We start from the raw sequence: 24,010 nt of genomic DNA on the forward strand, positions 1-24,010 counted from the left end.
AACGCTAGCGAATGTGGATAAGCATTTCCAGCCTAATTCTGGCCACATTGTCAGCGAGGGGGATGCGTAACATTCCTGCCACGGCAACCGCCTGCATTAGACCATTTTCTCAGGGATTCCCGGGAGGTTACGGCCGAACCGACGGGCCGGAGTCACGCTGTACGGAAGCAGCAGACCCTGCCTTTTTTCGGGGTCTCGCGCCCTGTCCTCGACCGCCAGGTCACGCAGGGAGTCGACGATCGCGCGGCCCCCGTCGGTGGCTTTCGGGCCCTTCGAGATGGTCCAGTGATCGAGGCAGCGCTGCAGCAGCAGCTCCGCCGTGGCCGCATCCTCGAGTCGCAATCCCGCCTCGGTGTCCCACGACAGGCTGCGCCCGTTCAGATTCGCCGAGGAGACGATCGCACGCTGCCCGTCGAATACCGCGAGCTTGGCGTGGACGTAGATGATAGGCGCACCGTCGAGGTGGTCGCGCCGGGTCTTCGGCTCCCCCTGCCGCGCGGAGCGGGCGGGCGAAGCGAAGAATACGCGGGGCCCGAAGGCCTCCGTCACCTTCATCACGGCGCGGGCCTGCTGGAACTCGCCGAAGCGCGCATCCGGCCCCGCGTCGCCCATGAAGGCGACATCCTCGGGCGCGGCCGGCAGGACCGCGACCATGTGAAGATCGGGATAGGTGCGCGCGGCCTCGGCGAGCGCCTTGGCGATTCGCCGGTCGCGGAAGAACTGGGTCTCGATGTAGATCAGGTTCCGCGCCGAGGCGATGCCGTCGAGGTTCGTGTGCAGAAGCTCTTCGCTAATCGTCTTGGGCGAAATATGCGCCAGCCCGGTGGTTCGCTTGGCCGACAGCGTCCGCCGGAACGTATCGCCGGCCAGGCCCGGCCGGTGCTTGGCGTTGTTGACGTCCTCGAACTCGGACAGGTGACGTTCGGCCTCCGCCACGACGGGTCCACGGACCAGCACCTGCACATCGTGCCACGTCAGCTCCGGCGCCTGGTTGTGCATCGGCGTGTCGTAGCGCCGTTCGTCGAGGTCGAGCCCGCCGATATAGAGCCACTCGCTGTCGATCACGGCGAGCTTCTGGTGGTGGGTCGCAGGCACCAGCGGCGACGGCGGCCAGAACCGCGCGCGCTTGTTGGTCTTGTCGAGCAGTGGCGCGAACAGCGGCGACAGGCTCAACGCCTCTTCGCGGCCCTCGACGGACATGGTGTCGAGCTTCTTCACCTCGCGCCGCACAAGGTGCCGCACGTAGGGCCAGAACAGCGCCCGCATCAGGTAGCCCGACCGGGCGGGATGCATCAGCGCCCGTGCCTTGAGGTTCTCGGGATGCCCCGAAGCCTCGCCCGCCGCCCAGAGGGCGCGCAGGCTGGCCCATGTCTGCCGGTGCAGGTCGGTCCGGGCGACCGGGTCGAAATCGGTCAGCCGCAGTTCGATGCTGACCCCTTCGGCCAGCTTGCCGACGAGCAGGTCGAACCAGTCGTTGCCGTATTTCTTCGCCGCGTCCGACCTCAGCCGGGTGAAGGGGTCGAAGATGCGGAACGACGCGTTGATGTGCTTTTGCGCCGACGCCACCCGCTCTTCGAACGCGGGATAGGCTTCCGCCGCCGTCAACAGAAGCTGGATGTCCTGAATACCGCTCATCAGAAATCCGGTGTATCTGGAAGCGCGACGAGCGCTTCGAAATCGAGGACAAGGCGATAGCGACCATCCGGCAGCGTCTCGCGCTGCGGACGTCCGCCCAACTGACCGGCAAGTGCGTCGATCAGGTGGTCGCCGATGATACTGCTGTCGGCCTCGGACTCGGGTGCGCCGGGATAGTCGACCACGAGCTGCACCATATCGCCTTCGGTGAACTTGAGCGTCAGATCGGTCATCTCGCCGGTATCGGCCCGCCGTACACCCGACAGACATTCCGCGAGCAGAAGCGACAGCGGTACCGCCTGCGGCGGCACGAGAGAGATATCGTCGACCTCGAGGCCAAGACGCCCCTGCCCCGGTGCGAGGCCTTGTTGCGCACATATGTCGCCGATCAGCGCGGGCACGCTCACCGTCGTCATGTCCGAAGACTGGTAGAGGTTGCGGTGGATCGCGGCGAGGCTGAGGATCCGGTCCTGCAGCCGGCCGAGCACGGTGCGTGCTTCTTCGCTCTTGGCCTGACGGCGCTTCATCGAGGTGATCGAGGACAGAAGCTGAAGGTTGTTCTTCACCCGGTGGTGGATTTCCTTCAGCAGGATGTTCTTCTCGCGCACCGAGTCTTCAAGCTGGGCCTCGTCGCGCAGGACGTTCTCGGCCATTGCCATGAACTCGGCATCCATCTCGCGGAACTCGGACGGGATGCCGGGGCGCGGCACCGTTTCCGTCAGGCGGCGGTTGCGGCCGAAGCTGCGCATCTTCTTCTGAAGGCGCTGGACGTGGACGATCACGAGCTGGTGCATCGCGATCGAGCCGACCATGAGGCTGGCCAGCCACATGATGCCTGGAAACAGGATCGCGGCGAAGGCCGCGGGCAGACTGGCGATCGTGCGGTCCTCGATCTCCCAGACGCCGAGGGCGTAGACCGCGTCGGGCACGACCGTGGTGATGGCGTAGATCCGGGGCTCCCCGCCGCGGCTCGTCGCGGTGAAGGCGCGCGCGCCGAAGGCGGCGACATCTGCGAGCTCCTGTCGGGGGAGGTCCTCCTGCCCGACCTGCGGCACGCCGGTGGCGCGGCTCAGGATATTCCCGTCGGCATTGAAGGTGACGAGCTGCAACGGCCGGGACTGGGCGTCGAGCAGCACCGGCTCGATCTCACCGCGCGACAAGAGGCGGTGCGGGATCGAGATGGAAATCCAGCCGACATACTCGTCTTCGACGAAGACAGGTTCAGCGACAACGATGACCCACTCCCCGGAAACGGCACCGTCCGGCGTAGCTTGCACCTGCCGGACGGGGTTCTGTCTGAATGTCTCGTAAAGTGGAGAGCCTGATAGATTGACCGCTCGACCTGAACTTGAACATTCGAGATTGCCGTCAAGCTCGACGAACCCCGCAAAGACGTAATTGTCTTCTTCAGCGAGGAACTGGGCCATCCGCTCAGAGCAGGTCTCGGGGTCGTCGGCCAACAGGTCGACCACCTGCGCGAGGCTCGCGGCAGACCCGACGGCATTTTCGATGATCGAGGATTCCCGCGCGGTGGCGCGTTCGGTCAGCGCAAGGAGCGCGAGCTCGGACCGGCGGAGCGACTCGCGCTCATAGCCTCGCGTCTGGATTACGGCGATCAGGCCAAGCGGCAGCAGCGCGATCGAAAGAAGGATTATGACGCGGAGGGTAAGTCCCAGTCCGCGTCCATCGCTCGACCTGTCCCGGAAAATCACAGATGGCCCGTTCCGTTCGAGGCGAGAACGGCCAGGGTGGCCCCGTCCGTCATTTCCATTTCCTCGTTTTCGGACAGGCCGAGGAGTTCGGCCAGCCGGACGCGACCGCGGTTGGCGCGGCTCTTGATCGTACCGATGGCGACGCCGCACATCCCGGCCGCTTCCTCATAGGAAAAGCCCTGCGCACCGACGAGCGTCAGCGCCTCGCGCTGTTCCTCGGGCAGCTTGGAGAAGGCCCGGAAGAAATCGTTCATCTGCAGTTTGCCGTCATGTTCCGGCTTCTCCGCAAGGCTGCCGGTGAAGGCGCCATCGACATCCGCCACTTCCCGCTTCGACTTGCGCCGGCTGGAGTAGAAGGTGTTGCGAAGAATGGTGAACAACCACGCCCGGAGGTTGGTGCCCGCCTGGAACTTGTCGAAGTTGGACCACGCCTTGACGACCGTGTCCTGCACGAGGTCATCAGCCGACGAACTGTCACGGGTCAGCGAAAGCGCAAAAACCCGCAGGGCCGGCAGATGCTCTACCAGCTCTTCCTTTGGATCTCGGGCTGTCATTCATCGTCCTCCGCGTTCGCGGACGCGTTGACCCGCTCGGAGGCCGGGGCGCGGTCTTGCTGCCTCAGCTCTTCGAGGAGATTAAGCAGCTTGTCCGGCACCGCTTCGTTCTCGATTTCGGAAAACGCGCGCTTGAGATGCGCGTCGATGTCTTCCATTCGCCCCTTGTCGTTTGTCATTGCCTTTTACCGATCCCCGAACCGAGAAATAATATTCACAAAAGCACGCCTTTCTTTCCCCAATCGGGAACTGAACGGCTTACCGGAACGTTTGGTTCCGAACTAACGCAGAAAAAAGGGTTCCTTCATGACCGCCACCGCCGAGGCGAACAATCTGGCCAGCATGATTGGCAATGAGCTTCCATACCTCCGGCGTTATGCGCGTGCCCTGACCGGCGCGCAGCAGTCCGGTGACGCGTATGCGGCCGCCACGCTGGAAGCGATCCTCGAAGATCGCAACGTCTTTTCAAACGGTGTATCGCCCCGCGTCGCGCTCTTTTCCGTCTTCCACGGCATCTGGACGAGCTCCGGCCAGCCGGTCGCTGAAGGTGAGACGGGTCTCGCCAAGGCGGCGCAGGCTCACCTCGCCAAGCTGACGCCGAACACGCGCGAAGCGCTGCTGCTGCACACGATCGAGGACATGAGCCCCGACGAAATCGCGCACGTGATGGGCACCGACAAGGACGAGGTCACGCACCTCATCAGTCTCGCCGAGCGCGAGATGGCTGACAGCGTGTCCGGCCGTGTCATGATCATCGAGGATGAAGCGATCATCGCGATGGACCTCCAGGCGATCGTCGCCGACATGGGTCACGCGATCACCGGCGTCGCACAGACGCGGGATGCCGCGACCGCCCTCGCCCGGACCGAGCGTCCGGACCTTATCCTCGCCGACATCCAGCTGGCCGACAATTCCAGCGGGATCGACGCGGTGAACGACATCCTGGGCGAGCTTGGCGATCTGCCCGTGATCTTCATCACGGCGTTCCCCGAGCGTCTGCTCACAGGTGACCGTCCGGAGCCGGCGTTCCTGATTTCCAAGCCTTACCGCGAGGACCAGGTGCGCTCTGCCGTCAGCCAGGCAATGTTCTTCTCCTCCACGGAGACGCTGCATTCCTGAGCCCGGGTTCCAAAGTTCGGTCACACCCTGCGGAACTCCGCAGGGTGTGACCGCGTTCGGGAACTGAACTTCATCAAAGGAGACAGCGATGGCGACTGCATCATCCGGTAATCCCGAATCCAAGGTCACCGAACTCAAGACGGAAGCGAGCCTGAAAGACATCTCTCAGCAGCTCGAAGCCCTGAAGGCCGACCTTTCCAACCTCGCCGGCGCCATGGGCGACTACGGCAAGGGCAAGGCCAAGCAGGCCCGCTCCACCGCGGAAGGCTATGCTCACACGGCCCGCAACACGGCCGAAGGTCAGTACGACTACCTGACCACAGAAGCCGAGCGTTACGGCCGCGAAGCGCAGCGCATGGTGCGTGAACAACCCGCTGCCGCTCTTGGCGTCGCCGCCGGCATCGGCTTCCTCGTCGGCCTCTTCGCGTCGCGTCGATGAACGGACTGCTCTACGCCGTCGAAGCACGGGCCGCGCTTGCGGCCCGTCGCGCCGCGTTCGGGGTCGTCGGTCTTGTGCTGATGCTGATCGGGCTTGGATTTCTGTCCCTGTCCGGGTGGCTGGCGCTCGCCGCAGCCACCACACCGATCCAGGCGTCGCTGATCATCGGGGGTGCCTATTTCGGCGTTGGCCTGATCGTCCTCGTCATCGCTTCCGTCCGCCGCTACCGCGTGCCGGCGTCCGGCTCGACCGCCGCGATGGCCAGCGCGACGCCGAACGGGAACATGCTTCCCGCCGCCGTTCAGGCCTTCATGGTTGGGCTGACCGCTGGGATGACGTCCGGTCGGAGACGCTGAGACAGGCCGTTACGTGACTGGCCACCTCGGTCGGCGAAAAAGGAACCGCCAAGTGCGAGACATGGGCGGGCAGCACCGCCCTGTCGAACGAATCACCGATCGCGACCATGCGGCTTGCGCGGGACGAGAAGTATTCGAATTGTTTCATCCGCTCTTCGCCTGACACATCAAGCGCCCAGAACACCAGGTCCGGCTCGGACATCTCCGGCCAACCGGTGTTTCCTTGCCAGATCTCGATCGTGGCAGTCGGCGCCGCGGCGCGTGCCTCCTCCTGAAGATCCAGCGCGATAATCTGAATTGTTTCAGCAATCAGAATATTTAACGGTCGTGTGTCTTTTGAATCGATCATGGCCGCAACATGGAACGTGTCGAAGTCTCACGCATTAAACTACGACATACGTGAGGTATTGAATGCCGGTAGCCTGCCGAAACTGTCCGCTGCGGCGTCGCGAGATTTTCGCACCGCTCTCCGATCAGGAACTCGCCTTTGTACAAAGGTTCAAATCAGGCGAGTTGAAAGTGGCGCCCAACATGCAACTTTTGATGGAAGGGTCGAACTCACCGCAGCTTTACACCGTCCTTTCCGGCCAGGGCCTACGTTACAAGACGTTGGAAAACGGGCATCGTCAGGTGCTCAACTTCGTCTTTCCGGGCGATTTCCTCGGCCTCCAGGCCGGGATGCTGGGCGAGATGCATCACTCCGTCGAAGCAACGACCGAGATGGTGCTCTGCGTTTTCGATCGCAAGGAGTTCTTCCAGATCTTCCGCCAATATCCGGAGCGGGCTTACGACATCACGTGGCTCGCCGCGACGGAAGAACACTTTCTTGGTGAATCCCTTGCCTCGATCGGCCAGATGGCCGCCGTCGCGCGGATGGCGTGGGCGCTCCAGCGTCTACATGCGCGAGCGGAGGCGCTCGGCTTGGCCAATGGTGACAGCTTCCCCATGCCCTACCGGCAGCAGGACCTCGCGGATGCGCTCGGCCTGTCGCTCGTCCACACGAACAAGACACTCGCCCGCCTTCGCGACCGCCAGATCGCGAGCTGGGCCGAGGGGCACATCAAGATCCATTCGCTGACCGCCCTGCGCGAACTTGCCGGGGGCACCGACGAGTCGGCGACCATGACCCGCCCGCTGATCTAGCTGCCTGCCGTCGCCCCGCCCTGCGCGACTGCATCGGCGGCCTGACGGTCGGCTTCCGCATCGCGGGTGAGCCTCTCACGATGCAGCTTCTCCGCCTTCTCCGCGCGCCGGAGCCGCCGGATTGCGGCGTTCAGCGCCGCACCGGCCAACACCAGGAGCGCGGAAATATAGAGCCACATCAGAAGCGCGATGACTGCGCCGAGCGAGCCATATACCTCGTTGTAGCGGCCGAAGTTCGACACGTAGATCGTGAAACCGATGGACGCCACCAGCCAGCAGATGACCACGATGACCGCACCGGGCGAGATCCATCCCGGCCGGTCGCCGCGCGCGTTCGGCCCGAAGCGGTAAAGGATGCCGAGTCCGGCGAGCAGGATGAACATGGCCGCAAGCCAGCGCAGCCCTTCGAGCGCCCATGCCGTCACCGGGCCAAGCGGCAGGAAGGCCAGCAGCACCGGCATAACCAGAACGATCAGCATAGTGCAGACCGCGACGCCGATCAGGCTCACCGTCACCGCCAGCGCGACGAGGACGCTGCGCAACCCGCCCCGTGGGCTCGTGCCGTGGATCGCGTTCAGACCGCTCATCATCGAGGCGACGGCCCCCCGCGCAGACCAGAGCGCGACCATGATCGACAGCGCCGAGGCCCAGCCGAGCTGATCGGTGCGCGCCGCCAGGAGGGACTCGATCTGCGCCTCGAAAAGCTCGTAGGCGTCGGGTGGAATGACCCCCTGCAACAGCTCCAGCTCGTTGCGCACGACCACCGGGTCGGCGACGAGGCCGAAGATCGCGATCAACGCGGCGATAGCGGGAAAGATACCGACGAGCCCGAAAAAGGCGCAGCCGGCGGCGATGAGGCTCAGGTCCTTGCCGTCGACTTCCCGGATCGCATCGCGGGTGGCACGCCACCATAGGGTTCGGGTGATCATCGGGGCTCCAAACAGCTCTTGTCCATTGCCCCGATTAGGCAATTTCCTCGCCGCAGGTGCAACCTCGGCGGGCTCAGTGACGGCGCAGCGCCTCGATGAGCGCGTCCTTGTTCATGTTTGACCGGCCCTCGATGCCGATCTCGGCCGCACGGTCCTGCAGATCGTCGACGGTCCACTCCTCGTAGGGAGGCGCCTTGCCACCGGCCTTCGACGGCTTGTCACCGGCGGCCTTGGCATTGGCGATGCGGGCGGCCTTTTCCTTGGACTCGCCCTGCTTGCGGAGTTCTTCGTAGGTGTCGTCGTCCTTGATGGACGAACCGTGATCCTTGGTCATGTGAGGGGTCCTTCTGACGAAAGAACCGCGACCAGATGCAGCCAGAGGGACGAGGGGACAGGGATGGGCTGCATCCGATCGCGGTCTTTTCTCGGAGGCCTAAATCAGTCTCCGTTATTTAGTGAACTCACGTCGCTGGCCCCGGTTCCAAGGCAAGTCACGAATTTTCTTCGGGGTAATATTCGTCGCGGACCTGACCCCAGGCCATCGCGGCGAAGATGAGTGTGCCGCCGACGATATTGCCCGCCAGCACAGGTAGGAAGAACCCGAAGAACGCCCGGATGATGCCGAGTTCACCCTCCACGATCAGGAACGCCATTTCGACCGAACCGGCGACGACGTGCGTGAAATCGCCCAGCGCGATCAGGTAAGTGAAGGTCGCGATGACGAAGAACTCCGACCCTTCCGACTGCGGCAGCATCCAGACGATAGCCGCGACCAGAATGCCGGCCGGCACGGCCCGCTTGAAGCCTTCCCAGGCGCCCATGCCCGTCGCATGTTCCGACAGGTCGCGCAGGTTCGGCAATACCTCGTCAGGGAGCAAACCGATCTGGCTCAGCCACCAGCCCGCGACGAACGCCCCGAGCACGTTGGCCGCCAGCACGATCCCCCAGAGCCGCATGACCGATCCGAACAGCCGCATCGAGGGCGCCTGCATGAAGGGCAGAACCGTCGTGATGGTGTTCTCGGTAAACAGCTGCATCCGCCCGAGGATCACCAGCAGGAACCCGAGTGAGTACCCCATGTTCTCGATCAGAGGCACCCAGAGCGCGTTCGGCGGCAGGTAAGTCCGCAGCAGGGCTTCCCCGATGACGGAAAACGAGATCAGGACGCCGGCGGCGACGCCCGCCCAGAACAGCGACCGCTTGGTGCGTGACAGTTCTTCTTCGCCGTCACGGCGGATGACTTCGTAAACCAGCTTGGAGGATAGCTTCGCGGCCTCTTCGACCGTCTCTTCCTCGGCCTCGGCCTTTTGCCGATCTTCGTATTCCTTCAACGCCAACCGCGTTTTCCTTCCGTCTGAACCGCTTATCAACATTGCGGCGACGGAACGGGTTCCCTCACGGCATCATGGTCGTGGTTGCCAGCGCTGCGCTCCGACGACGATCGGTCAGGCGACCTTCATCTGCGGCTGGCTTTGAAGCGCGCGCAGGAAGTTGTCGGTCCACCAGTCGATATCGGTCTCACGGATCACCTGCATCATCGACAGCCAGCGCGCCCGCCGCTCGTGCAGCGACATGTCCAGAGCCTGCTTGATGGCCTCAGCCATGCTGACGGTGTCGTAGGGGTTCACCATGAGCGCGCCATCGAGCTGCTCCGCCGCACCGGCGAAGTGCGACAGGATCAGAACGCCGGGATTGGTCCCGTCCTGCGCAGCGACATATTCCTTTGCAACGAGGTTCATCCCGTCCGCCAGCGGCGTCACCAGGCAGACGTCGGCACGGCGATAAAGCCCGGCCAGCGTGTCGCGCGGCAGGGGCCGGCGCAAGTAGCGGATCGGCGTCCAGTCGATCTCGGCATACTCGCCGTTGACCGACCCGGCCATCGACTCGAGCTCCTGGCGAATGTCGCGATACGCCTCCACGTCCTCGCGCGAAGGCGGCGCGACCTGGAGCATCGTGGCGCGTGGCGCATCCTCGTCGCGCATCGACAGGTACTTGCCGAAGGCCTCAAGCCGGTTCGGCAGCCCCTTGGAATAATCGAGCCGGTCGACCCCCAACACCAGCTTCTGCTGGGGCGGCAGGTCCGTGATCGTGATGTCTGCCTTTTCCGCAGCCTGCTGGAATCCTTCGACATCGATGCCGATCGGGAAGCTGCGCACCTCGAAGCTGCGGGAGTCGAGCCGCATACGTCCGCGCAGAGTGAACTCCGCATCGGTATCCGCGCGCAGCCATTCAAGGCAGTTTGACACGTCGCGCTGCGTCTGCAGGCCGATCAGGTCGTACGCAGACAGCCAACCGCCGAGCTGACGCCGGTCGGGCAACGCCGCGATGTCCGAGGGGTTCGGGAACGGGATATGCAGGAAGAACCCGATGCGATTGCTGATCCCGAGGCTGCGAAGTTCGGAGGCGAGCGGCAGGAAGTGGTAATCGTGGATCCACAGGATGTCGCCCGGCTCGACCACTTCGGCGACCATTTCCGCGACACGCCGGTTCACGGCGAGGTACTGCCGCCGTGCTTCCTGATCGACGTCGATCAGGTCGGCGCGGTGGTGAAACAACGGCCACAGAACCGAGTTCGCGTGACCGAGGTAGAAGCCTTCGTGCTCCGCCTTCGTCAGATCATAGGCGAGGCGCAGGTACTTGCCCTCGGCGATTTTGTGGAGGCCGTTACTCTCTTCAACCTGGTTGCCGGACGATCCGATCCAGACCCCGCCGCGATGCTCGAGCGCTTCGTGCAACGCTACGACGAGGCCGCCCGATGGCGTGCCTTCCGTCGGAATACGGTTGGAGACGACGACGAGACGCCCCTCTGAAGTCATGGTTTACTCCCCGATCCAACCCGCGAGGATCTTGCGGACCCCGCTCGGATCGTGAACTCGATAATTGGCGGCGGTTTCACCGGAGCCGACCTTGGCGGCGATCCCGTCGGGCTGATGGGCGATCCAGGCGAGCGCGGGCTCATCGGTAACGTCGTCGCCGAAGAAGATCGGACGGCGACCGGCGAAGCGCTCATTCTCCATGATCCGCTTGATCGAGTCATCCTTGCTGATCCCGATCGGGCGAAGCTCGTAGGCCATCTTGGAATGGTGCAGCTCAAAGCCCTCGTGGCTCTGCTCGAGCGCCGACAGGAACGAATAGACCTGCGGCTCCTGCTCGGGCACCTGGCGGAAATGCAGGACGACACCTGTCGGTTTGCGTTCCGGGACGAGGCCCTCATGCGTGGCGGCGAAGGCTTCGACCATGTCGCCGAGGCGAGCGACGGTGTCGGAGCCGGCAAGCTCATGTGCCGTGTGGTTGCCCTCGAACCGCTCTTCAGCGCCGTGCGACCCGATGACGTGGCCATCGTAGCCGCCGAGAAACGTATCCACCGCCTCGATCGGGCGACCGGTCACGACGACGAGTCGCCCTTCGGTCGCATCGTTCAGGCCCTTGAGAAGACCGGCGAGATCGGCAGGGACATCGACGCCGTCCGGCGTATCGGCGAGATCGATCAGCGTGCCGTCGAAATCGAGGAAAATCGCGGACTTCGCGAGCTCCACCTCCGGAAATTCGGTTTCTGCCGGAGTGTCGCCGTGGGGCTCTGCCATGAAGCCGATCATTTCGTAATACATCGTGATTTCCCTGTGTCGCCTCTCGCCACCCTTATAACCCAAAATCCACCCCTACGTTCCCCACCTGCCAAGAAATTCGACAGCGCGTTGATCGGCGCCCGAAAATTGGTCGTCATGGCGATCAATAAGGCGGATTGAGGCCCGCGTGCCACGACCCGCGCGCTCATCCAAACCGGTCGTTGCCAGCCTCGTCGAGGGCGGTGTCTTCTGAGACCAAAAACAAGACGAACGCCGAGGCAGAAGAGCATATCCGCATCAGCGCGGCCCAGGTGGCCAAGACGGCAGCAACCTGACGATAGTCAGCAGGACGTTCGATCAACTCGCAACCCGCGCTGTTGACCAGTCCGCCGGCGTGATCGACAACGGGGCCCTGCCGTCCGACCCGCGGCCCGTCCGCTTCGCAAACGGCGCTCGGCGGCCCGTTCGGGACTGACCCTTTCGGCGGCAAGTCGCGCGGCGCGTCATGTCGCCGTCGAAACAGGCCGGCAAGACGCGGTAGAAGGTCGACCGGCAAACAGGCAAAAGGTGTTTTCGTTGTGCTGAATGTTACGAGCGAAGTGAACCTGCTCGCCGAGGCGGTCCATGCCGCCCGCGAGGACCGGCAGCGCGTGCTCGTCGCGATTGCTGGCGCCCCCGCGTCGGGCAAGTCGACGCTCGCCGCCGAACTTCTCCGCCGGATGCGCAACCAGAAGGTCCGCGCCGAAGTCGTGCCGATGGACGGCTTCCACCTCGACAACGCGGTGCTCGAGGCGCGCGGCCTCAAGCTGCGCAAGGGCGCGCCCGAGACGTTCGACTCGCTCGGTTTCCTGAATGCCGTGCGTCGTCTGAAAGAGGGCGAGGAAGTCGTCCTGCCGCTGTTCGACAGGCCGCGCGACCTGGCGATCGCCGGGGCCGTGGTGGTCGAGCCCGACTGCCAGGTCGTCATCGTCGAGGGCAATTACCTCCTGTTCGATGAACGACCGTGGCTCAACCTCGCCGGGCTCTGGGACATCTCCGCCCGGATCGACGTGCCGACCGCCGACCTGCGCTCGCGGCTCATCCAGCGCTGGCTGAGCCACGGCTTCTCGCGCACCGCCGCGACGCAACGGGCCGAGCGCAACGACATGCCAAACGCCCTCCGGGTGATCGAGAAGTCCCTGCCGGCCGACTTTATTCTTTGAAGTCGCGCCCTAGTGTGTTCCCCTGATCCGATTAAGGGGAGGAGCCTAGGGCCCATGGGTGCAATACGGACGCAGCCGATCGACGCCGAAACGGCTGAGGCCCTCGCGGAGGCCAGGCATCCCGAGCCCTGCGCCGTCCTTGGACCGCACCCCTCCGGTAAATCCTTCATAGTGACGGCGCTGGACCCCTGGGCGGACGAGCTGTTCGCCGTCAGCGAGGGCAAGCGCCATGCACTGGCCCGCATCGCCGGCCCGGTTTTTTCCGGCAAGGTTCCGTCGGACGAGTATCGCCTCCTCGGCGTCGGAGAGGACGGCGCGACGTGGGAATACGACGACGCCTACCGCTACGGCCCGGTGATGACCGAATTCGACGAGTACCTGCTCGGCGAAGGCACCCACCAGCGGCTTTGGGAAGCGCTCGGCGCGCGGGTGATCGACCATGAAGGCGCAAGCGGCACCTGCTTCGCGGTCTGGGCGCCGAACGCCGCGCGGGTCTCCGTGATCGGGGACTTCAACGCGTGGGACGGTCGGCGCCACGTCATGCGCCGGCGCGGCGGCACCGGCGCCTGGGAGCTGTTCATCCCCGATGTCGGCGATGGCGCGGCCTACAAGTACGAGATCATCACCCGTCACGGCGAACGCCTGATGAAGGCCGACCCGGTCGGCTTCGGGGCGCAGCATCCGCCGGAGACGGCGAGCGTCGTGCGCGACATATCCGGCTATGGCTGGAAAGACGACGACTGGATGGGCCGCCGCGACGTCGCCCACAAGCGGGACGCTCCGATTTCCATCTACGAGGTCCACCTGCCCTCCTGGCGGCGGATGTGGAACGAGAACGGCCGCCCGTTTTCCTACAAGGAGCTGGCGGAAGAGCTCATCTCCTACGCGTCGTGGATGGGCTTCACCCACCTCGAATTCATGCCGGTCAGCGAATATCCGTTCGAGGGCTCATGGGGCTATCAGCCGATCGGACTCTACGCGCCGACGATCCGCATGGGGCCGCCGCACGAGTTTCGAGACCTCATCGACGCCGCGCACGAGGCCGGGATCGGCGTGCTGCTCGACTGGGTGCCGGGGCACTTCCCGACCGACGCGCATGGCCTCGGCCGGTTCGACGGAACCGCACTTTACGAACATTCCGACCCGCGCGAAGGCTTCCACCAGGACTGGAACACGCTGATTTTCAACTACGGCCGCCGCGAGGTCGCCAATTACCTCGTGGCGAACGCGCTCTACTGGCTGGAGGAATATCACGTCGACGGCCTGCGTGTGGATGCCGTCGCCTCGATGCTCTACCGCGACTATTCGCGGAAGGCGGACGAATGGGTGCCCAACAAGGACGGCGGCCGCGAGAATTACGAGGCGATCGCCCTGCTCCAGCGGATGAACACGCTCGCCTACGGGGAAAATCCCGGCGTGATGACTGTGGCCGAGGAAAGCACCAGCTTCCCCGGCGTCTCGCGTCCGGTCGATCACGGCGGCCTCGGCTTCGGCTACAAGTGGAACATGGGCTGGATGAACGACACGCTCGACTACATCAGCCGCGACCCCGCCTACCGCAAATACCATCACCACCAGATGACCAACACGATCAACTGGGCCTTCTCGGAGAACTTCATCCTGCCGATCAGCCACGACGAGATCGTGCACGGCAAGGGCTCCATGCTGGAGAAGATGCCCGGCGACGAATGGCAGAAATTTGCAAATCTGCGCGCTTATTACGGCTACATGTGGGGGCATCCGGGCAAGAAACTGCTCTTCATGGGGACCGAATTCGGCCAGGACCATGAGTGGAACCACGACAGCCAGATCGACTGGGAGGCCGCGCAACGGCCGATGCACAAGGGCGTCCAGTCGCTCGTCCGCGATCTCAACCGGGTTTACCGCGAAACCCCCGCGCTGCACGTCAAGGACTGCGAGCCGGACGGCTTCCAGTGGGTCGACTACACCGACGCCGACCAGTCGGTGCTGAGCTGGCTGCGGTTCGGCGGTCCCGACGACGCACCGGTGCTCGTCGTCAGCAATTTCACCCCCGTGGAACGGTCGAGCTTCCGCCTCGGCGTGCCGGAGGCGGGCTTCTGGGCCGAGATCCTGAATACCGATGCCGCCGAATATGGAGGCACCAATGCTGGCAGCATGGGTGGCGTGACCGCGGATGCGGAACCGGCACACGGTCAGGCACATTCAATTTCCATCACCCTGCCGCCGCTGGCGACGGTGATGTTCCGCCTCGAGAGGGGCGCAAGCTGATACTGGGAGGGAATTCATGGATCATCGCCGACTGACGCAACGAAGCCTGGCGTTCGTGCTCGCCGGGGGCCGCGGCTCTCGTCTGAAGGAGTTGACGGACAGGCGCGTCAAGCCTGCCGTCTATTTCGGCGGCAAGGCCCGGATCATCGACTTCGCCCTCTCGAATGCGATGAACTCCGGCATCCGGAAGATGGCGCTCGCGACGCAGTACAAGGCGCACTCGCTGATCCGGCACACCCAGCGCGGCTGGAACTTCTTCCGCACCGAGCGGAACGAGTTCATGGACATCATGCCGGCATCCCAGCGCATGGGCGGCGAGGCCTGGTATCGCGGCACGGCGGACGCCGTGACTCAGAACTTCGACATCGTGGACGATTACGACATCGACTACGTCATCATCCTTGCCGGCGACCACATCTACAAGATGGACTACGAGATCATGCTTCGCCAGCATGTGGATTCGAAGGCCGACGTGACCATCGGCTGTCTCACCGTCCCGCGGATGGAGGCCACGGCCTTCGGCGTCATGGCGACGGACGAGAGTGGCCAGATCACTGATTTCCTCGAGAAGCCCGCCGATCCGCCCGGCACGCCGGACGATCCCGAAGTCGCGCTCGCCTCGATGGGGATCTACGTCTTCTCCTGGAAGCTGCTGCGCGAACTGCTGCTGAAGGACGCCGAGGATCCGAACTCCTCGCACGATTTCGGCAATGACCTGATCCCCGACCTCGTGAAGAACGGCAAGGCGATGGCCCACCGCTTCGACGACAGCTGCGTCCGCGAGGAAGGCGCCCCCGCCTACTGGAAGGACGTCGGCACCGTCGACGCGTTCTGGCAGGCCAACATCGACCTCACCAACTTCACGCCCGAGCTGGATCTCTGGGACCGTAAGTGGCCGGTCTGGACCTATTCCGAAAGCGTGCCGCCCGCGAAGTTCATCCATGATGAGCGCGACCGGAGGGGCATGGCCATCTCCTCCATGGTCTCTGGCGGCTGCATCATCTCGGGCACCGAGGTGCGCAATTCCCTGTTGTTCACCAACGTTCACACCAATTCCTACGCCGTGCTCGATCACGCCGTGGTGCTGCCACGCGCCGTCGTCCATCGCTCTGCCCGGCTGAGAAAAGTCGTCATCGACAGTGGTGTCGAGATTCCCGAAGGGCTCGTCGTGGGCGAGGATCCCACCGAGGACAGCAAGTTCTTCCGGGTTTCGGACAAGGGCGTGACCCTCATCACGCAGCCGATGATCGAGAAGTGGAAGGCCGCGCAGTGAAGGTCCTCTCGGTCACGTCCGAGTGCGCGCCTCTGGTGAAGACCGGCGGTCTCGCGGACGTTGCCGGCGCGCTTCCGGGCGCGCTCGGCCCGCTGGTGGTCGACATGCGCACGCTGCTCCCCGGCTATCCGGCTGTTCTGAAGGCTGCGAAAAACGCAGAGGCGGTCACCGAGTATCGCGATCTCATGGGCGGCCCCGCGACGCTTCGTGCGGCAAAGGTGCGCGACCTCGACCTGCTGATCCTCGATGCGCCGCACCTCTTTGATCGTGAAGGGTCGATCTACCTCGGTCCTGACGGCAAGGACTGGCCCGACAACCCCGAACGTTTCGCCGCCCTGTCGTGGGTCGCGGCGGAGATCGCGCGGGACGGCGCGGCAGACTGGACGCCCGACGTCGTCCATTGCCACGACTGGCAAGCGGCTCTCGCACCCTACTACCTGCGCAACAGCGATATTCCGACGATCCTGACGATCCACAACATTGCCTTCCACGGCCTCGCCCCGGCGGACCGGATCGGCCCCCTCCGCCTCGCGCCGGAGGATTTCGACCGCGAGGGTTACGAGTTCTGGGGTCAGGTCAGCGCCCTGAAGGCCGGTCTCGTCTGGGCGACCAAGCTTACCACCGTCTCCCCCACCTACGCGCAGGAACTGATGCGCGAAGAGTTCGGCATGGGCCTGGACGGGGTCATGCGGGCGCGCCGGGCGGACCTGTCGGGCATCCTCAACGGCATTGACGAGCAAACCTGGAACCCGGCAACCGACCCGCTGGTCACCACCTACAAGGCCCCGCGCGGCAAGGCGAAGAACAAGGCCGAGCTGCGCCGGATCATGGGCCTGCCGGAGTCCGACGGCCCGCTCTGCGTCGTGATCTCGCGCCTGACGGAGCAGAAGGGCCTCGACATGCTGATCGACGCCCTGCCCGCCCTGACAGAGCGTGGCGGCCAGCTCGCGCTTCTCGGCTCGGGCAGCGCCTATCTTGAGTACGCGTTCCACGCCGCCGCCGGGCAGCCCAACGTCGCGGTCCGCATCGGCTACGACGAGGCGCTGTCGCACAAGATGATCGCCGGTGGCGACGCGATCCTCGTTCCCTCCCGGTTCGAGCCCTGCGGTCTCACCCAGCTCTACGGCCTGCGCTACGGCACCGTGCCCGTGGTCGCGCTGACAGGCGGGCTGGCGGATACCGTCATCAATGCCTCTCCGGCCGCCCTCGCGAAGGGTGTGGCGACCGGCATCCAGTTCTACCCGGTGACGACCGATGCCCTGTCGGGCGCACTCTCCCGGTTGTGTGACCTCTGGGAACTGCCTGAAATATGGACACGGCTCCAGAAAAACGGGATGTCTCAGCCCGTCGACTGGAAATTAAGCGCCGAGGCCTATGCTTCGTTATACGAGGTCGTAAAAGCCTGAGACATGGCAGGAAACGTAACGGTCCAATCAGGTCGGCCCTACCCGCTGGGCGCGACGTTCGACGGCGACGGGGTCAACTTCGCCGTGTTCTCTCAACATGCCACACGCATGACGCTCTGCCTGTTCGACTCGTCAGGCAACGAGACGCTGAACGTGAACCTGCCCGAATGCACCGGGCACGTCTGGCACGGCTACCTGCCCGCACTGCAGCCCGGACAATTGTACGGCTATCGCGCGCACGGTCCCTACCGCCCCGATGAGGGGCACCGGTTCAACGCCAACAAGCTGCTGATCGACCCCTACGCCAAACAGCTGTCCGGCTCGGTTCGCTGGGACGGGTCTCTCTTCGGCTACGACGTGAACGCCCGGCACGCCGACCTCACCTTCGACACCCGCGACAGTGCCAACCACATGCCGCGCTGCGTCGTGACGGTCGACGACGATTTCGACTGGCAGCACGACCGTCGCCCCGACACGCCGATGGAAGAAACGGTGATCTACGAGGCGCACGTCAAGGGCCTCACCCGGATGAAGGAGGGGGTCGAGAACCCCGGCACCTACCTTGCGATGTCGTCCGACCCGATGCTGGAACACCTGACAAAGCTCGGGATCACGGCGATCCAGATCATGCCGATCCACGCCTTCCTAGACGACGAACACCTGCTCGAGAAGTCGCTGAAGAACTACTGGGGCTACCAGACCATCGGCTTCTTCGCGCCCGAACCCCGCTACATGAGCGGCGGCCAGCGCAATGAAGTGAAGGAGATGATCCGCCGCTTCCACAGCGCGGGGATCGAGGTGATCCTCGACGTGGTCTACAACCACACCGGCGAGGGGAACCACCTCGGCCCGACCCTGTCGTTCCGGGGGCTCGACAACCTCAGCTACTACCGGCTGGCGGAGAGCGCGCGCTACTATTTCAACGACAGCGGCACCGGCAACTCGCTCAACACGCAGCACCCGATGGTGCTGCGCATGGTGCTCGACTCGCTGCGCCACTGGGCGGAGGAGTACCACGTCGACGGCTTCCGCTTCGACCTCGGCGCGTCGCTCGGTCGCTACGGCAACGGCTTCGACCGCAACGCGCCCTTCTTCCAGGCCATCGCGCAGGACCCGGTCCTGTCACGTCTGAAGATGACGGGCGAGCCGTGGGACGTCGGGCCCGGCGGCTACCAGCTCGGCGCGTTTCCGGCCCCTTGGGCGGAGCATAACGACAAGTACCGTGACGAAGTGCGCAGCTTCTGGAAGGGCGACGCCGACAAGATCCGCACGCTCTCCGCCCGGATCGCCGGGTCGGCCATGCATTTCGACCACGACCGCCGCGCGGCCTCGGCCTCGGTCAACTTCATCACCTGCCACGACGGCTTCACGCTGATGGACACCGTCAGCTACAACGAGAAGCACAACGAGGCGAACGGCGAGAACAACAGCGACGGCCACGACCACAACGCCAGCGACAATTGCGGAGTCGAAGGCCCGACCGACGACGCCAAAATCAACGACCTGCGTGCGCGGCGGCGGCGCAACCTGCTCGCGACTTTGCTGCTGTCGCAGGGCACACCGATGATTCTGAGCGGGGATGAGCTCGGCAACAGTCAAGGCGGCAACAACAACGCCTATTGCCAGGACAACGAGATCGGCTGGGTCGACTGGTCCTCCACCGATCCGCAATTCCTCGATTTCGCGCGCCAGATCATCGCCTTCCGCAAATCGCACCCGATCCTGCGACAGAAACGGTTCCTCCACGCACAGGAGCGGCTGGTCGACGGAGTGCCCGACCTGTTCTGGCGCAACGCCGACGGCTCCGACATGACGCCGGAGGACTGGGCCGACCCGGAACGGCGGCATCTCATCGCCGAGATGCGCACGGCATCCGGCACGCCCGAATACGCCACCCTTGAATACGCGATCATGGCGGTCTTCAATGCGGGTGAGGCCCTGACGGTGACCCTGCCGAAACCGCAGGAAGGCTGGATCTGGATCCGCGAACTCGACACCGCCGATCCCGCGCTCGGACCTTTCCCTGTCACGAAACCGTTGGAGGTTCATGAGAACTCGGTGGTCGCCCTGATACTGAGACCCGAATAAGCGAGGGAGGTGCGCGCGTGGACATCCAGACGGTCGAAACGGGCCCGATCAACGGCCAGAAGCCCGGAACATCGGGCCTGCGAAAGAAGACCAAGGTCTTCATGGGGCCCCACTTCCTCGAAAACTACGTGCAGTCGATCTTCGACGGCATCGGCGGCGTCAGCGGCAAGACCCTGATCGTCGGCGGCGATGGGCGTTACTTTAATGAGCGCGCGATCCAGGTGATCCTGCGCATGATGGCCGCCAACGGCGCGTCCCGCGCGATCGTCGGCCAGAACGGGCTTCTGTCGACTCCCGCCGCTTCGAACCTGATCCGCAAGCGCGGCACCGACGGCGGCCTGATCCTGTCCGCCAGCCACAACCCCGGCGGCCCGGACGAGGATTTCGGCCTCAAGTACAACGGCCCCAACGGCGGCCCGGCGTCAGAGGGCGTGACGGACAAGATCTTTGCCCGCACGACCGACATCACCTCCTACAAGATCGTGGAGGGCGAGGACGTCGACATCGCTTCGACCGGCGACAAGACCCTCGGCGACATGGTGGTCGAAGTGATCGACCCGGTTGCCGACTACGCCGCGCTGATGGAAAACCTGTTCGACTTCGACGCGATCAAGGGCCTGCTGTCTTCCGGCTTCACCATCAGCTTCGACGCGATGCACGCGGTGACCGGGCCCTACGCCAAGGCGATTCTCGAGCACCGGCTCGGCGCGGCGGAAGGCTCCGTCGTGAACGCCACGCCTTCCCCCGACTTCGGCGGCGGCCACCCCGACCCGAACCCGATCTGGGCGAAGGAGCTGATGGACCGGATGCATGGCCCCGACGCGCCGGACTTCGGCGCTGCGTCGGACGGCGACGGCGACCGCAACATGATCGTCGGCAAGGGCTGCTACGTGACGCCGTCCGACAGCCTCGCCGTGCTCGCCGCGAACGCCACCCTCGCCCCCGCCTATCGCGACGGGCTGAAGGGCATCGCGCGCTCCATGCCGACCTCGGCGGCCGTCGACCGCGTGGCCGAGAAGCTGGGCATCGATTGCTACGAGACGCCGACGGGCTGGAAGTTCTTCGGCAACCTCCTCGACGCTGGCCGCGCCACCATCTGTGGCGAGGAAAGCGCCGGCACCGGCTCCGACCACGTCCGCGAGAAAGACGGTCTCTGGGCCGTGCTGCTCTGGCTGAACATTCTCGCCCAGAAGCGCCAGCCGGTCGCACAGCTGATCGCCGACCACTGGACGCAGTTCGGGCGCAACTACTATTCCCGCCACGATTACGAGGCGGTGGAGAGCGACCTTGCCAATCGCCTGATGGACGACATGCGCACCAAGATGTCCGACCTTCCCGGCACCGAGGTCGCCGGCCTCAAGGTCGAGGCGGCGGACGAGTTTTCCTACAATGACCCCGTCGATGGGTCCGTATCGAAGAACCAGGGCCTCCGCTTCTACTTCGAGGGTGGCGGGCGAGTCGTCTTCCGCCTCTCCGGCACCGGGACCGAGGGCGCTACGATCCGCGTCTATATCGAGCGGCTGGAGCTTGACCCTTCGGCGATGCAACAGGACGCGCAAGAAGCGCTAGCCCCGATCATCAAGGCCGCCGAGACCCTGTCGCGCATCAGGGCCGAAACGGGCCGCAGCGGCCCCGATGTCGTCACCTGACGCCTGCCGCCGCTTCGCCGTCTACTATCTACCGGTCGGCCCACTGGGTCGGTTCGGCTCCGACTGGCTAGGCTGGGACGTCGCCGCGGGCCGCCCGGCCGCAGGTGTCGACGCGGGGTTGCCGGATGCTGACGAAGTCACGGCCGTTCCCCGCAAGTATGGCTTCCACGCGACGCTGAAGCCGCCGTTCCGTCTGGCGGAGGGCGCGACCTACGTGGCCCTCCGGAACGCCGTCGCCGCGCTTGCCGACGACCTGGTCGCCCCGGTCGCCGACGGGCTCGCCCTTGATCGGGGGCGTTTCCTGTCGCTGCGCCCGACGGGGGACCAGAGCCAGATTTCAGCCGCCGCAGCCCGGATCGTCACCGAACTCGACCATTTCCGCGCGCCCCTGACCGAACACGACCTCGCGCGCCGCCGCGCCGCTGGCCTCACCGACCAGCAAGAAGAACACCTGGCCCGCTGGGGCTACCCTTACGTGCTCGACCAGTTCCATTTTCACGTCACTCTCAGCGGTCCGCTTGCCGCCCCGGATCGTGACCGGGTCGCCGATGCGCTGGCGCCCCTCCTGTCACCGTTGCTGCCGGACCCGTTCGCCATGGAGAGCATCTCCATCGCGGGGGAGGCCGACGACGGTCGCTTCCACGAACTCGCCCGGTTCCGCCTTGCCTCGACAAGCTGAGGGTAAAATTGTGCATAACTTGTCATAGGCCCGAAACATCGGGCCGCTAGTGTGCCCGGAACCGTCACACCAGTTCCGGCAGTTCGTGTTCATGTCCCATCACCCTCCCCCGTTCCGCATTACCGGCGCGACCGTGCTTCGGGATGGAGTTTTGCAGGACCGCTCGATCGCTGTGACCGACGGGCGTATCACCACCGGTCCATTCCCTGCCGTCGACCTGTCGGGCTATTTCGTCCTTCCCGGCATCGTCGACACCGGCAACCTGTCCCTTGAACGTCACCTGTACCCTGCCCCAGGCCTTCGCCTGCCTCTCGACCTCGCGCTTCGCGCGCTCGAGCGTGAGAGCGCGGCGAACGGGATCACGACCGGCTGGATCGCGCAGGACTGGACCTGGGGCCTCGGCCCGGGCAGTCCCGACCGGGCCGAGGCCCTGCTCCATGCCGTCGACCTCCAACGTGCAGACGCAGCAATTGATCTGCGTGTCCAGCTTCGTTACGAGACGTTCGACCACGACAGTGCAGAGCGCATGGTCGCCGCAGTTCGCCGCTACGGCGTCGATTTCGTCCTGTTCCAAAGCGCTTGCGACAGGGTGCTCGACCTCTACGCCGCCGACCCCGACAGCTTCGCCCGTCACGCCTCTGCCCACGGATTGGCCTCCGACCACTTCCTCGACCTGCTTGAACGCGCCCGCGACCGCCGCAAGGAAGTGCCGCGCAGGCTCTGCCGCGTGGCCGAGGCGTTCGACGTGCTCGGCGTGGTCTACGGCAGTACCGGCGACCCGGACGGTGAGACACGGGAGTACTTCTCGATGCTCGGCGCAAAGGTCTGCGACCGGCCTACCTCCTTCCAGGCGGCCTCCGTCGCGCGCGCCGTCGGCGACCCCGTCGTGATGGGCGCCCCGCAGGTTGTCCTGCCGGACAGCACCCGATGCGCCGTCTCCCCGCTCCCGCTTATCCGCGCGGGCAAGTGCGATGCCCTCGCATCCGACGTCTGGGGGGAGTCGCCAGTCCGCGCGGCGTTCCAACTGTCCGACCTCGGCATCCTGCCGTTCGCCGCCGCTTGGTCGCTGCTGTCCAGTCGACCCGCCCGTATCCTGCGGCTGCCCGACCGCGGAGAAATCGCGCCCGGCAAGCGAGCGGACCTGATCGTCGTAAACAAGGCGACCCGCGCCGTCGAGGCAACGTTCGCCAACGGTCGTCTGGCCTTCGCCACGGGCGAGGCTGCAACCCGTCTCATCGGTGGAGACACCGCCGTCGCGCTGGCCGCAGAGTAGATCCGCCCTCCGTCCGACGCGTTTCCCGGTGAAGTGGCCCTGACCCGGGATACATTCGGCCCGGAGATAAAGCAGAGGGCCCTCCACGCGCGGGACGGACAAGTCAAGCAAGCCTTCGTGTCCATGGCGAACAACGTACCGCGCGAGAACGTGCGTGGCGTCTTGCGGCGCAAGATCCCGGAAAAAACGCCCACCCGCATCGTACAGACGCTGAACGCAGAAATCTTCGCGCCCGACGCCGACCGACGGACGAGCGACAATGGTGCCCTGCGCCGTACTGGCGGCCTCTGATCTCACCGAACCTCGCATCAGAACAGCGTCACATCGGGCTCGATCGGCGACACCTTGGGCGTCTCGACGATCGCATCGACCGTTTCGTTGATCAGCATCTGTTGCGCATGGCCCGTCGTCGGAGAGAACCGGACACGCCGCGCCATACGCCCTCCCGTGCTCTCCGAAAGTACGGGGATGCCTTCACGCGATAGAAACTGAGTGGCGAAAATGACGTTCGACTGACCGATGTCGCGCAAATTGTCCGACATCCGCGCCCCACCGAAGACTTTTGCCTCGAGCGCGCCGCGCGACGCACCCGCCTTCAACAGCCCGTTGATGAGAAGCTCCATCAAGTGGATGCCGTATTTGTGCGTTCCGCCGCTCGGATGCTCGCCCGGCAGCAGGAAGTGGTTCATGCCCCCGATGCGCGCCCCGCGATCGCAAAGGCAGACCGCGACGCAAGA

General features: G+C 64.8%; 24 protein-coding genes. 13 read left to right on the top strand and 11 right to left on the bottom strand.

The genetic code is table 11. The features are described 5' to 3' along the window. Window positions 1–96: 96 nt before the first annotated feature. The 4 genes from I8N54_RS13800 to I8N54_RS13815 are packed head-to-tail and all read right to left on the bottom strand — an operon-like array spanning window position 97 to window position 4,059. Window positions 97–1,635 carry a phospholipase D family protein gene (locus I8N54_RS13800; protein ID WP_197097694.1) on the bottom strand — a complete coding sequence of 513 codons (1,539 nt, stop codon included), beginning with the start codon at window positions 1,633–1,635 and terminating at the stop codon, window positions 97–99. Continuing rightward, the gene (locus I8N54_RS13805; protein WP_140197488.1) at window positions 1,635–3,347 is read right to left on the bottom strand and encodes a sensor histidine kinase; all 1,713 of its coding nucleotides are present in this window, start codon (window positions 3,345–3,347) and stop codon (window positions 1,635–1,637) included. Before I8N54_RS13805 ends, I8N54_RS13800 begins: the two co-directional genes overlap by 1 nt. Continuing rightward, entirely contained in the window at window positions 3,344–3,901 is a 558-nt protein-coding gene (locus tag I8N54_RS13810) for an RNA polymerase sigma factor (protein ID WP_140197487.1), read from the bottom strand. Before I8N54_RS13810 ends, I8N54_RS13805 begins: the two co-directional genes overlap by 4 nt. Then, the gene (locus I8N54_RS13815) at window positions 3,898–4,059 is read right to left on the bottom strand and encodes a NepR family anti-sigma factor (protein ID WP_231592778.1); all 162 of its coding nucleotides are present in this window, start codon (window positions 4,057–4,059) and stop codon (window positions 3,898–3,900) included. The genes I8N54_RS13810 and I8N54_RS13815 overlap by 4 nt, the downstream gene beginning before the upstream one ends. Window positions 4,060–4,207: 148 nt before the next feature. Here I8N54_RS13815 and I8N54_RS13820 point away from each other — a divergent pair, with 148 nt between their 5' ends. The 3 genes from I8N54_RS13820 (at window position 4,208) to I8N54_RS13830 (ending at window position 5,815) form a co-directional block, all read left to right on the top strand. Continuing rightward, window positions 4,208–5,020, top strand: coding sequence for a response regulator (locus tag I8N54_RS13820; protein WP_140197485.1), 813 nt, complete (start codon window positions 4,208–4,210; stop codon window positions 5,018–5,020). A gap of 88 nt (window positions 5,021–5,108) precedes the next feature. Further along, window positions 5,109–5,459 carry a DUF883 family protein gene (locus I8N54_RS13825; RefSeq protein ID WP_140197484.1) on the top strand — a complete coding sequence of 117 codons (351 nt, stop codon included), beginning with the start codon at window positions 5,109–5,111 and terminating at the stop codon, window positions 5,457–5,459. Continuing rightward, window positions 5,456–5,815, top strand: a complete 360-nt coding sequence (locus I8N54_RS13830) for a hypothetical protein (protein WP_140197483.1) — start codon at window positions 5,456–5,458, stop codon at window positions 5,813–5,815. The genes I8N54_RS13825 and I8N54_RS13830 overlap by 4 nt, the downstream gene beginning before the upstream one ends. Here I8N54_RS13830 and I8N54_RS13835 read toward each other — a convergent pair. Next, complete coding sequence (locus I8N54_RS13835; protein ID WP_140197482.1) at window positions 5,769–6,164, bottom strand: hypothetical protein; 396 nt, start codon at window positions 6,162–6,164, stop codon at window positions 5,769–5,771. The genes I8N54_RS13830 and I8N54_RS13835 overlap by 47 nt on opposite strands. A 62-nt stretch (window positions 6,165–6,226) precedes the next feature. On the opposite strand from I8N54_RS13835, the gene I8N54_RS13840 reads away from it, so the two are divergent. Continuing rightward, window positions 6,227–6,958, top strand: coding sequence for a Crp/Fnr family transcriptional regulator (locus I8N54_RS13840; RefSeq protein ID WP_140197481.1), 732 nt, complete (start codon window positions 6,227–6,229; stop codon window positions 6,956–6,958). On the opposite strand, the gene I8N54_RS13845 is transcribed toward I8N54_RS13840, so the two are convergent. The 5 genes from I8N54_RS13845 to otsB all read right to left on the bottom strand — a co-directional run bounded on the left by I8N54_RS13845 (window position 6,955) and on the right by otsB (window position 11,495). After that, window positions 6,955–7,887 (bottom strand): YihY/virulence factor BrkB family protein, encoded by a 933-nt coding sequence (locus I8N54_RS13845; RefSeq protein ID WP_140197480.1) that lies wholly within the window; start codon window positions 7,885–7,887, stop codon window positions 6,955–6,957. The genes I8N54_RS13840 and I8N54_RS13845 overlap by 4 nt on opposite strands. 73 nt (window positions 7,888–7,960) lie before the next feature. Continuing rightward, a complete protein-coding gene (locus I8N54_RS13850; RefSeq protein WP_140197479.1) occupies window positions 7,961–8,221 on the bottom strand; it encodes a DUF7218 family protein in 261 nt (86 codons plus the stop codon). A 157-nt stretch (window positions 8,222–8,378) separates the two neighbouring features. Beyond that, window positions 8,379–9,224, bottom strand: a complete 846-nt coding sequence (locus tag I8N54_RS13855) for a formate/nitrite transporter family protein (protein WP_231592777.1) — start codon at window positions 9,222–9,224, stop codon at window positions 8,379–8,381. A 108-nt stretch (window positions 9,225–9,332) separates the two neighbouring features. Continuing rightward, window positions 9,333–10,703, bottom strand: coding sequence for an alpha,alpha-trehalose-phosphate synthase (UDP-forming) (locus tag I8N54_RS13860; RefSeq protein ID WP_140197477.1), 1,371 nt, complete (start codon window positions 10,701–10,703; stop codon window positions 9,333–9,335). A 3-nt stretch (window positions 10,704–10,706) separates the two neighbouring features. Then, on the bottom strand, window positions 10,707–11,495 hold the full coding sequence (gene otsB, locus I8N54_RS13865) for a trehalose-phosphatase (RefSeq protein WP_231592776.1): 789 nt from the start codon (window positions 11,493–11,495) through the stop codon (window positions 10,707–10,709). A gap of 536 nt (window positions 11,496–12,031) precedes the next feature. Here otsB and I8N54_RS13870 point away from each other — a divergent pair. From I8N54_RS13870 to I8N54_RS13910, 9 genes are all read left to right on the top strand, one after another. Then, window positions 12,032–12,655: a nucleoside/nucleotide kinase family protein gene (locus I8N54_RS13870; protein WP_140197476.1), complete on the top strand. Its 624-nt coding sequence runs from the start codon at window positions 12,032–12,034 to the stop codon at window positions 12,653–12,655. A gap of 54 nt (window positions 12,656–12,709) precedes the next feature. After that, the gene (gene glgB, locus I8N54_RS13875) at window positions 12,710–14,905 is read left to right on the top strand and encodes a 1,4-alpha-glucan branching protein GlgB (protein ID WP_140197475.1); all 2,196 of its coding nucleotides are present in this window, start codon (window positions 12,710–12,712) and stop codon (window positions 14,903–14,905) included. 16 nt (window positions 14,906–14,921) lie between these two features. Next, window positions 14,922–16,178, top strand: coding sequence for a glucose-1-phosphate adenylyltransferase (gene glgC / locus I8N54_RS13880; RefSeq protein WP_140197474.1), 1,257 nt, complete (start codon window positions 14,922–14,924; stop codon window positions 16,176–16,178). Continuing rightward, window positions 16,175–17,584: a glycogen synthase GlgA gene (gene glgA / locus I8N54_RS13885; protein WP_140197473.1), complete on the top strand. Its 1,410-nt coding sequence runs from the start codon at window positions 16,175–16,177 to the stop codon at window positions 17,582–17,584. The genes glgC and glgA overlap by 4 nt, the downstream gene beginning before the upstream one ends. Before the next feature lie 3 nt (window positions 17,585–17,587). Beyond that, a complete protein-coding gene (glgX, locus tag I8N54_RS13890; RefSeq protein ID WP_140197472.1) occupies window positions 17,588–19,672 on the top strand; it encodes a glycogen debranching protein GlgX in 2,085 nt (694 codons plus the stop codon). 17 nt (window positions 19,673–19,689) lie between these two features. Then, window positions 19,690–21,321 (top strand): alpha-D-glucose phosphate-specific phosphoglucomutase, encoded by a 1,632-nt coding sequence (locus I8N54_RS13895; RefSeq protein ID WP_140197471.1) that lies wholly within the window; start codon window positions 19,690–19,692, stop codon window positions 21,319–21,321. Further along, complete coding sequence (locus I8N54_RS13900) at window positions 21,308–22,000, top strand: DUF1045 domain-containing protein (protein WP_140197470.1); 693 nt, start codon at window positions 21,308–21,310, stop codon at window positions 21,998–22,000. The genes I8N54_RS13895 and I8N54_RS13900 overlap by 14 nt, the downstream gene beginning before the upstream one ends. Before the next feature lie 172 nt (window positions 22,001–22,172). Beyond that, a complete protein-coding gene (locus I8N54_RS13905; protein ID WP_232790399.1) occupies window positions 22,173–23,273 on the top strand; it encodes an amidohydrolase family protein in 1,101 nt (366 codons plus the stop codon). Window positions 23,274–23,396: 123 nt separating this feature from the next. Continuing rightward, window positions 23,397–23,564, top strand: a complete 168-nt coding sequence (locus I8N54_RS13910) for a hypothetical protein (protein WP_197097693.1) — start codon at window positions 23,397–23,399, stop codon at window positions 23,562–23,564. Window positions 23,565–23,581: 17 nt separating this feature from the next. Here the strand turns inward: I8N54_RS13910 and I8N54_RS13915 are convergent, their stop codons facing one another. Next, a complete protein-coding gene (locus I8N54_RS13915) occupies window positions 23,582–23,962 on the bottom strand; it encodes a chemotaxis protein CheD (RefSeq protein ID WP_231592775.1) in 381 nt (126 codons plus the stop codon). Between the last annotated feature and the right edge of the window lie 48 nt (window positions 23,963–24,010).

This window comes from Pelagovum pacificum, assembly GCF_016134045.1.
Taxonomy (GTDB): Bacteria; Pseudomonadota; Alphaproteobacteria; order Rhodobacterales; family Rhodobacteraceae; genus Oceanicola; species Oceanicola pacificus_A.

Coding starts and splice junctions, on each gene's coding strand:
- I8N54_RS13830 (WP_140197483.1), top strand. CDS start 5,456: ATGAACGGACTGCTCTACGCCGTCGAAGCACGGGCCGCGCTTGCGGCC.
- I8N54_RS13835 (WP_140197482.1), bottom strand. CDS start 6,164: ATGATCGATTCAAAAGACACACGACCGTTAAATATTCTGATTGCTGAA.
- glgX (WP_140197472.1), top strand. CDS start 17,588: ATGGCAGGAAACGTAACGGTCCAATCAGGTCGGCCCTACCCGCTGGGC.
- I8N54_RS13840 (WP_140197481.1), top strand. CDS start 6,227: ATGCCGGTAGCCTGCCGAAACTGTCCGCTGCGGCGTCGCGAGATTTTC.
- I8N54_RS13845 (WP_140197480.1), bottom strand. CDS start 7,887: ATGATCACCCGAACCCTATGGTGGCGTGCCACCCGCGATGCGATCCGG.
- I8N54_RS13915 (WP_231592775.1), bottom strand. CDS start 23,962: ATGAACCACTTCCTGCTGCCGGGCGAGCATCCGAGCGGCGGAACGCAC.
- I8N54_RS13900 (WP_140197470.1), top strand. CDS start 21,308: ATGTCGTCACCTGACGCCTGCCGCCGCTTCGCCGTCTACTATCTACCG.
- glgB (WP_140197475.1), top strand. CDS start 12,710: ATGGGTGCAATACGGACGCAGCCGATCGACGCCGAAACGGCTGAGGCC.
- I8N54_RS13825 (WP_140197484.1), top strand. CDS start 5,109: ATGGCGACTGCATCATCCGGTAATCCCGAATCCAAGGTCACCGAACTC.
- I8N54_RS13910 (WP_197097693.1), top strand. CDS start 23,397: ATGGCGAACAACGTACCGCGCGAGAACGTGCGTGGCGTCTTGCGGCGC.
- I8N54_RS13850 (WP_140197479.1), bottom strand. CDS start 8,221: ATGACCAAGGATCACGGTTCGTCCATCAAGGACGACGACACCTACGAA.
- I8N54_RS13820 (WP_140197485.1), top strand. CDS start 4,208: ATGACCGCCACCGCCGAGGCGAACAATCTGGCCAGCATGATTGGCAAT.
- glgC (WP_140197474.1), top strand. CDS start 14,922: ATGGATCATCGCCGACTGACGCAACGAAGCCTGGCGTTCGTGCTCGCC.
- I8N54_RS13860 (WP_140197477.1), bottom strand. CDS start 10,703: ATGACTTCAGAGGGGCGTCTCGTCGTCGTCTCCAACCGTATTCCGACG.
- otsB (WP_231592776.1), bottom strand. CDS start 11,495: ATGTATTACGAAATGATCGGCTTCATGGCAGAGCCCCACGGCGACACT.
- I8N54_RS13800 (WP_197097694.1), bottom strand. CDS start 1,635: ATGAGCGGTATTCAGGACATCCAGCTTCTGTTGACGGCGGCGGAAGCC.
- I8N54_RS13810 (WP_140197487.1), bottom strand. CDS start 3,901: ATGACAGCCCGAGATCCAAAGGAAGAGCTGGTAGAGCATCTGCCGGCC.
- I8N54_RS13815 (WP_231592778.1), bottom strand. CDS start 4,059: ATGGAAGACATCGACGCGCATCTCAAGCGCGCGTTTTCCGAAATCGAG.